This is a genomic window from Flavobacterium sp., assembly GCF_003525665.1.
Lineage (GTDB): Bacteria > Bacteroidota > Bacteroidia > Flavobacteriales > Flavobacteriaceae > Flavobacterium.
The window spans coordinates 1-8737 of the sequence record NZ_DQDX01000060.1 but is presented as its reverse complement, the minus strand read 5'-3'; the positions used below and the strand labels follow the sequence as shown (position 1 = coordinate 8737).

The window sequence follows — 8737 nt, the reverse complement described above, 5'->3', positions numbered from 1 at the left end:
GCGCGTCTACCAATTCCGCCATCCGGGCATGGACAAAATGACTATTTATAATTTCGAGACTGCAAATGTAAATAATTTTTAATCACATTTTCAAGAAAATAGTTAAAAATATCCTTTCAGACTCGGATTTTATTTCTAAATTTGCACCTCGTTAATTCGAAGCACAACTAACTAACTACATCCGAGGTATTTATACAAACAAAACTTTTATTATAATTAAAAGTCAAATTGTACAAAACACATCGGAACAAAACAACAAATTAAAATGTCACATCTAGAACCAGAAGCAAAAATATTTGCGTGTTCTCAAAGTGTACACTTAGCAGAACAAATAGCTCAAAACTATGGAATTCCGTTAGGTAAAGTTACGTTCTCTCAATATAGTGATGGTGAATTTCAACCTTCTTATGAAGAATCAATAAGAGGATTACGCGTTTTTATTGTGTGCTCTACATTTCCTAGCGCAGACAATTTAATGGAACTTTTGTTAATGATTGATGCTGCTAAAAGAGCTTCAGCAAGACACATAACTCCGGTAATTCCTTACTTTGGATACGCAAGACAAGATAGAAAAGACAAACCAAGAGTGCCGATTGGAGCAAAACTAGTAGCAAAACTATTAGAAACTGCCGGAGCAACTAGAATTATGACCATGGATTTACATGCCGATCAAATTCAAGGTTTCTTCGAAAAACCAGTAGACCACTTGTTTGCCTCAACGATATTCTTACCTTATGTAGAAAGTTTAGGTTTAGACAATTTAACAATTGCATCACCAGACATGGGTGGTTCTAAAAGAGCCTACGCCTACTCTAAATTTTTAGAATCTGATGTAGTAATTTGTTACAAGCAAAGAAAAGTTGCCAACGTTATTGACACCATGGAATTGATTGGTGATGTAAAAGGTAGAAACATCATTCTTGTAGACGACATGATCGACACAGGAGGAACATTAGCAAAAGCAGCCGATTTAATGATAGAAAAAGGTGCATTAAGCGTAAGAGCAATTTGTACACACGCTATTTTATCGGGTGAAGCTTACGAAAAAATAGAAAATTCTAAATTATTAGAATTAATAGTTACCGATTCTATTCCGTTAAAGAAAGAATCCAAAAAAATAAAAGTAGTGAGTTGTGCACCACTTTTTGCAGAAGTAATGCACATGGTACAACACAACAATTCCATCAGCGGAAAATTCCTGATGTAGAATGAAGTTTGTAGTTTATAGTTCAAAGTTTATGGTTTACGCCAAGATAACAACAAACTAAAAACCACAAACCCCAAACAAGTAATTTTTTATTAATTATATATTTTACAATGAAATCAATTTCAATTAAAGGATCAGAAAGAGAAAGCGTGGGCAAGGTAGCAACCAAAGCGGTACGTAATGCTGGAATGGTTCCTTGCGTTATTTACGGAGGAAGTCAACCAGTACATTTTCAAGCAGAAACAAAAGCTTTCAAAAGTTTGGTTTACACTCCAAATGCGCACACAGTTGCCATTGATTTGGATGGAAAAACTTACAACGCAATTCTTCAAGACATTCAGTTTCACCCAGTAAGTGATGCAATTTTACACATTGACTTCTTCCAATTAAGTGATGACAAAGAAATCATCATGGAAGTACCAGTTAAAATTACAGGAACTTCTCCAGGTGTACTTTTAGGAGGTGTGTTAAACTTAAATCAAAGAAGATTAAAAGTGAAAGCTTTACCAAAAAATCTTCCAGATTTCGTTGAAGCAAACATTTCAGAATTGCAAATGGGTAACAAATTATATGTAACTAAATTAGCTGCAGATAATTTCAAATTAATGCACCCAGACAATACAGTTGTAGCTCAAGTGAAGATCTCTCGTGCTGCAATGAAAGCTGCTCAAGAAGCTGCAAAAGCAGAAAAAGGAGCAAAAAAGAAAAAATAATTTCTTTAAATACACTACAAGAAAGCATCAGGAAACTGGTGCTTTTTTTATTTAGGAACGAACCGCTCGGGCATTCTAGCAATCCTTATTCCTGCTTTACATTCCATCTCGTCCCAAAAGACGAGATTCCATTGCAATCAGGGTTAGTTAGTAATCCATTTGCACAAAGTTTCACGTTTAAAACAAATATCTTACTTTTACCACATGAATTGGTTTTCAAAATTATTCCATAAAAAAGAACAAGAAATTATAGACCCAATGAAGAAATTCCTTATCGTTGGCTTAGGCAATATTGGCATAGATTACGTAAATACGCGCCACAACATCGGCTTTAAAATACTAGACCATTTTGCTAGAAAAGAAAGTATAAACTTTCAAACTGCAAAATTGGGTGATGTAGCCGAATTTAAAATTAAAGGAAGAAGCTTGCTTCTTTTAAAACCAAACACCTTCATGAACCTAAGCGGAAAAGCAGTGAAATATTGGATGGAAAAAGAAAATATTCCTAAAGAAAATATTCTTATAATTACTGACGATTTAAACCTTTCCTTTGGAACCATAAGAATAAAAACCAAAGGAAGTGATGGCGGCCACAACGGATTAAAAAACATCCAACTGCTATTAAATTCAACCGAATATCCACGTTTCAGATTCGGGATAAGCGACCAATTCAAAAAAGGACAACAAGTAAATTACGTTCTTGGCGAATGGAGCGAAGAAGAAAAAACCAACTTAAAAGAACGATTAGAATTGGCTTCAGAAATCATTACATCATTTGCTTTAGCAGGATTAAATGAAACTATGAACACATTTAATGGTAAATAATAAATCTATTTTAGTACCTTTATTTTTTTAAACAATTTAAAATGAAACAATTACTTATTATTCCGATAGCAGTTTTAACCTCGTGCTGTTGCACAAATAAAACTACGGCATCAAAAGAAAAAGAGGCTAATTTAAATACGATAGAAACTGTGTCAACGATTAACTCAGATTGCCCAACGGATGGGAAATGTACCGTTCAAGTTTTAAAAAACAAAAGCATGAACGTGTTAACCGATGAAATCGGAGCCGTTTATTACAGCGCCGAAGACAATGCAGACAAATCGATTATCATTTATAAATACGAAAGAAACGTTCCAAAAGGATTACAAGATGCTGACTATCGCGAAGAAATAGTTTTTGAAATAGACAATTCAGAACCCGTAATTAACAAAAACGATTTTACTTTACAAAGTACCAAAATGCTTTACGGACGCTTCTGCTTCTGCCGAGGTCAAACTGGTTTTTACAAAGTTGGTAAAGGCAATCTTGAGCTAGAAAACAAAAACAATCAAATTCAATTTAAATTAGATTTTACAGTTAGTGAAGTTCCACAAACAATAAAAACTATAAACTATACAATCAAAAATTAAGCTTAGTAAATTATAAACAACAAAAAAGCCCAACAAATGTTGGGCTTTTTCTATAAGTCATTGCGATTACTCAACAACAATTTTCTTAACTTCTTTTCTATTTCCATCTTGAACAGTTACAAGATAAACACCAGCTTGAACATCATCCAATTGTAAATTTTGATCAATAAAACCAGTATTAGCATAAGATCTATTGAAGATTTCTCTTCCTCTCATATCATGAACTGCAATTTTAATTTCTTCATTTGAATTAGAACTGAACTTCACATTGAAATCTCCATTATTTGGATTTGGATAAACCACAAAATCTTTAATTTCGAAATCATCGTTTGCTAATGTCACAGTCGTTGTAGATGAACATATATTAAATGTAAAACTGTTTAATGTTCCGTCATTTGGAACTGCAACGTCTGCAATTGCAATTCTCCAATTTCCTAATGAACTTGTTCCGTTAAAAGCGCTTAAAGTATTTAATGGTTTGTAAGTATTTGAACCTGCTATACCTGCACAATTAAGATTTGCACCAGCATCATCAAAAGTAGTAACCATATTACTTGATAAAAATGATGAGCATCCTTGTTGATACAAAATTCGGATTTGTCCAACTGTTGTAGCACCTGGAGGCAATACACCAACATATAAATCATTAATTTTTGTATGTGTAATATTTAAAGAAACATTCATATCAGAAATAACAAAATTATCTGGCACTGAAACCTGACCAACAATTTGCCATGATAGTGGATCTTGAGCTGTAATTGGCGTAGCCGGCGAAGCTGTATAATTATTACAAGTCACAACAGTACTTACTTGATATCCTAAAGAAAATGATTTTGATACTGCATAAAATATATTACCTACAGACTCAACAATAATTCTACAATAAGGCGCAGAAACACTTGGCATTGTAACAGATTGTGTTCCATCGTTAGGCGTATTAGCCAATAGTGTTGTAAATGTAGCACCAGCATCTGTAGACACTAAAATATTTACGTTTGCTGTATTAATACCGTTTGCTGTTGTACCTGCAACATCCCATGTTAAAGTTTGTGTTGATCCTGGAGACCACGATGTATTTTCAACACTTGGATTTGTAACTATAAATGGCCCAACACTAGAAACATTTACAACCATATCATCTCTGTTTGTCATTCCACCACCTGCTCTATTATCTCTAACAGTTAATGCAAAATTCATAGTTCTAGCAACGTTAGGAACAACTTCCCATGTTGGAGCTAAATTCCCTTGTAAAACATCTTCAAATCTTGGCATATATCTATTTGGCGAAGCACTTGGAGAAACTGATCTAAAGTTTGGACCTGTAGTTGCTGTATTTAAAGGTGGCGTTGTTGAAGCAGCGGTTTGGAGGTTATATTGTTCCCAGCAATAAGTTAAAGCATCACCATTGGCATCAGTTGCAGCGCCTTTTAAAACAAAAGCTGTACCTCTTGGAATAGTATAATCTACACCAGCTTGAACTACAGGAGCTGTATTTCCGTTAGCAGTAACTGTTGCGCACGCTCCACCGCCAAGTACAAATGCACTCATTTGAAAAATACTTCTAGCATGAAAATAATCATTAGAATTGCTTTGCACATTAGGCGCACATATTCCAGCATAACCCATTATAGTACTTGCACTTCCTGGTTCATAAGCTGAATCTGCTGAACGATTACAATTATTATTTTGTGTATGAGATGCACCCCACTGGTGTCCCATTTCGTGAGCTGTATAGTCAATATCAAATGGATCTCCTACTGGACTTAGTTGACCTGTTATTCCTCTAGCTTTACCACTTCCACAAACAGAGCCCAGTTGAGCTATCCCAGAATCAGTGGTACAAAAACCGTGACCAATATCATAATTAGATGATCCAATTGCTGAATCAACTATTGGCTGAATCTCATCAAGCATAGCAGGTGAATTTGTGAAATCATCTGCATCAATAAAAATAATTAAATTGTTGTTAGCAACAAGGTTCATTCTTAAAGACATTTCTCTTTCATAAACACCATTCAATCTGGTCATACTTACAACCATTGCCGATAATACAACTGCTTTTTTCTGTGCCAAAGTTGCAGAAGCTGGAGTTCCAGCAGCATTTAAATGGAAAGCAGAATACTCCACTGTACAAGCAATAGCTAAACGATATTGTCTAAAGTTACCATCGTTAATCATCGTTTCGTCTGTAGAGAATTTACCTTGATCTAATGAAAATTCACTTTCATTTGTTAGACAACCAAAACTTCTAGGACTCACTATATTTTTTCTATTATAAATGATATAGTTGTTTAAGTCTTTAGTATAAGTATCGATGTAATAAGTACCTAAATCACTAGTAACTGACATGGCATGTAATCCAAAATCAGTTACACTAAAACGTAATGTAGTTTTTGGATTATCAACACCTTTTGCAATGTAAGATTTAATTCCAGGAAATTTAATTGCCAATCCTTCCTCCATTACAGGAGCATCATAAACAATATAATTTTCAATAACTCCATTAGAGTTTGGAAAAGGAACAACAACATTTGAAGTAATTCCCGATTGGTCATTTGGAGCATTTTGTAATAATGATTTGAAAGCATTCAAGTCAAGCGAATACAAGTTGAATTCAGTTGGTACTGTAGCACGATCAAATTTAGTCAATGTACTTAATCGCTCTTCTGTAGTTTTATTCCAAAGATTTTGTGAAAACCCTGAAAAGAAAACAACGGTTAGAGCAATTGAAAAGAGTAATTTCTTTTTCATATTTATTTGAGTTTAATTTTAGCAAATCTATAAAATATTGTTCATTTTAAATAAATTTTAACAAATTCTAAGTTATTCTGAATTATAGATAAAAAAGGATTCGCATTGCGAACCCTTTTTTTATTTAGATATTTGAAAATTATTCTACAACAATTTTCTTAACCTCTTTTCTGTTTCCATCTTGAACAGTTACAAGATACACTCCAGCTTGAACACTGTCTAATTGTAGATTTTGATCAATTAAACCCGTATTAGAGTACGATTTATTAAAAATTTGTCTACCTCTCATATCAACAACTCCCACTTTAATTTCATTGTTTGAAGATGAATTAAATTTAATATTAAAAGTTCCGTTGTTTGGGTTTGGATACAAACTAAAGTTATCTAAACCGAAATTTTCTAAGGCTAATGCAGCTGTTTGACCACAAACTGTTAAAGTATAAGAAACAACATTTCCAGTGTCATCCGCAGCTAAATCTCTTACACCAACACGCCAGTTCCCATTTGGGTTTAAACCATTAAATACCGACAAGGATGATGCTGGAACTACAGTACCTGTTATAGTTGGGGCACAAACTAAAGCAGCACCTTGGTCATCAAATGTTGCATTAATATTATCATTGCTTGTACAAGATCTATTGAAAACTGTTGATTGCGTTGTTGGAAGCATTGGTCCTTCTAAAACAACTTGAAGATCAGAAACATAAGTATGTGTTAAATTTACAGCTAAGTTTACATCTGAAATATTTGATGTTGTTGGCACATTAATTGAACTGAAAGTATACGCTGTAGTATTATCTGGAATGGCAAAACCAGTATTCATTGTATAAGTATTACAAGTATTTGATATTACATATCCAACTGCAATATTTTTAGAAAGTGCATAGAATATATTTCCAACAGCTTCAATCATAATTCTACAATTTGGCGTTGCTGTACCTGGCGCAGTTATTACCTGAGAACCATCATTAGGTGTATTTGCAACTAATGTATTAAATGTAGTTCCACCATCCGTAGAAATTAAAATATTTACATTGGCAGTATTGATTCCATTTGCAGTTGTTCCTGCAACGTCCCATGTTATAGTTTGAGTTGAACCAACTGGCCATGATGTATTATCTACACTTGGACTAGTAATTTGGAATGGTCCAACGGTAGCAACGTTTACAACCATATCATCTCTGTTGGTCATTCCACCACCTGCTCTATTATCTCTAACTGTTAAAGCAAAATTCATAGTTCTAGCCACATTAGGAACAACTTCCCAAGTCGGCGTTAAATTTCCTTGCAAAACATCAGCAAACCTTGGCATGTATCTATTTGGTGAAGCGCTTGGTGATACCGATCTAAAGTTTGGACCTGTAGTTGCAGTACTTAAAGGTGGCGTTGTTGAAGCAGCGGTTTGGAGGTTATATTGTTCCCAGCAATAAGTTAATGCATCACCATTTGCATCAGTTGCAGCACCTTTTAAAATAAAAGCTGTACCTCTTGGAATAGTATAATCTACACCGGCTTGAACAACAGGTGCTGTATTTCCGTTCGCAGTAACCGCACCACAAGTACCACCACTTAAAACAAAGGTTGTCATTTGTAAAATACTTCTCGCGTGGAAATAATCATTAGAATTACTTTGAACGTTAGGCGCACAAATACCCGCATAACCCATTATTGTACTTGCACTACCTGGCTCATAAGCTGAATCTGGCGAACGATTACAATTATTATTTTGTGTATGAGATGCACCCCATTGGTGTCCCATTTCATGAGCGGTATAGTCAATATCAAATGGATCTCCTACTGGATTTAATTGACCTGTAATTCCTCTTGCTTTACCGTTTGCATTTGTACCAGTATTATTACAAACAGATGAAAGTTGTGCAACTCCTGAATCGGTAGTACAAAAACCGTGACCCATGTCATAATTAGCCGATCCAATTGCTGTATCAACAACTGTTTGAATTTCATTAATCATCGCTGGAGAATTTGTAAACGCATCCGAATCGATAAAAATAATTAAATCATTGTTAGCTATAAGATTCATTCTTAAAGACATTTCTCTTTCGTAAACACCATTTAATCTTGTCATACTAACAACCATTGCTGATAATACGACTGCTTTTTTCTGTGCTAAAGTTGCTGAAGCTGGAGTTCCAGCCGCTGTTAAATGGAAAGCAGCATACTCAACTGTACAAGTAATAGCTAAACGATATTGTCTAAAATTACCATCATTAATCATAGTTTCATTAGTAGAAAATTTACCTTGATCTAATGTTAATTCACTTTCATCAGTTAAACAACCAAAGTTTCTTGGACTTGTTATATCTTTTCTGTTATAAACAATATAGTTATTCAAATCCTTTGTGTAAGTGTCAATGTAATATGTACCTAAATCACCAGAAACCGACATAACGTGTAACCCAAATTCGGTCACACTAAAACGCAACGTAGTTTTTGGATTGTTAATTCCTTTTGCGATGTACGATTTTATGCCTGGAAATTTAATTGCCAAACCTTCTTCCATTACTGGAGCATCGTAAACAATATAATTTTCAATAACGCCATTCGAATTTGGAAAAGGAACAACCACATTTGATGTAATTCCTGACAAATCATTTGGAGCATTTTGAATTAATGATTTGAAAGCATTCAAG

General features: G+C 34.2%; 6 protein-coding genes. 4 read left to right on the top strand and 2 right to left on the bottom strand.

Going from position 1 to position 8737, the window contains the following annotated elements:
• Positions 1-265: 265 nt before the first annotated feature.
• From DIU01_RS04215 to DIU01_RS04200, 4 genes are all read left to right on the top strand, one after another.
• Complete coding sequence (locus DIU01_RS04215) at positions 266-1207, top strand: ribose-phosphate pyrophosphokinase (RefSeq protein WP_290831996.1); 942 nt, start codon at positions 266-268, stop codon at positions 1205-1207.
• 110 nt (positions 1208-1317) lie between these two features.
• A complete protein-coding gene (locus DIU01_RS04210; protein WP_290831995.1) occupies positions 1318-1920 on the top strand; it encodes a 50S ribosomal protein L25/general stress protein Ctc in 603 nt (200 codons plus the stop codon).
• Positions 1921-2124: 204 nt separating this feature from the next.
• A complete protein-coding gene (pth, locus tag DIU01_RS04205) occupies positions 2125-2745 on the top strand; it encodes an aminoacyl-tRNA hydrolase (protein WP_290831994.1) in 621 nt (206 codons plus the stop codon).
• Between the two features lie 41 nt (positions 2746-2786).
• Positions 2787-3335 (top strand): hypothetical protein, encoded by a 549-nt coding sequence (locus DIU01_RS04200; RefSeq protein WP_290831993.1) that lies wholly within the window; start codon positions 2787-2789, stop codon positions 3333-3335.
• Positions 3336-3401: 66 nt separating this feature from the next.
• Here the strand turns inward: DIU01_RS04200 and DIU01_RS04195 are convergent, their stop codons facing one another.
• Together DIU01_RS04195 and DIU01_RS04190 are read right to left on the bottom strand one after the other, a co-directional pair.
• A complete protein-coding gene (locus DIU01_RS04195) occupies positions 3402-6086 on the bottom strand; it encodes a reprolysin-like metallopeptidase (RefSeq protein ID WP_290831992.1) in 2685 nt (894 codons plus the stop codon).
• Between the two features lie 139 nt (positions 6087-6225).
• The coding region (locus tag DIU01_RS04190; protein ID WP_290831991.1) for a reprolysin-like metallopeptidase at positions 6226-8737 on the bottom strand (2512 nt) is incomplete at its 5' end.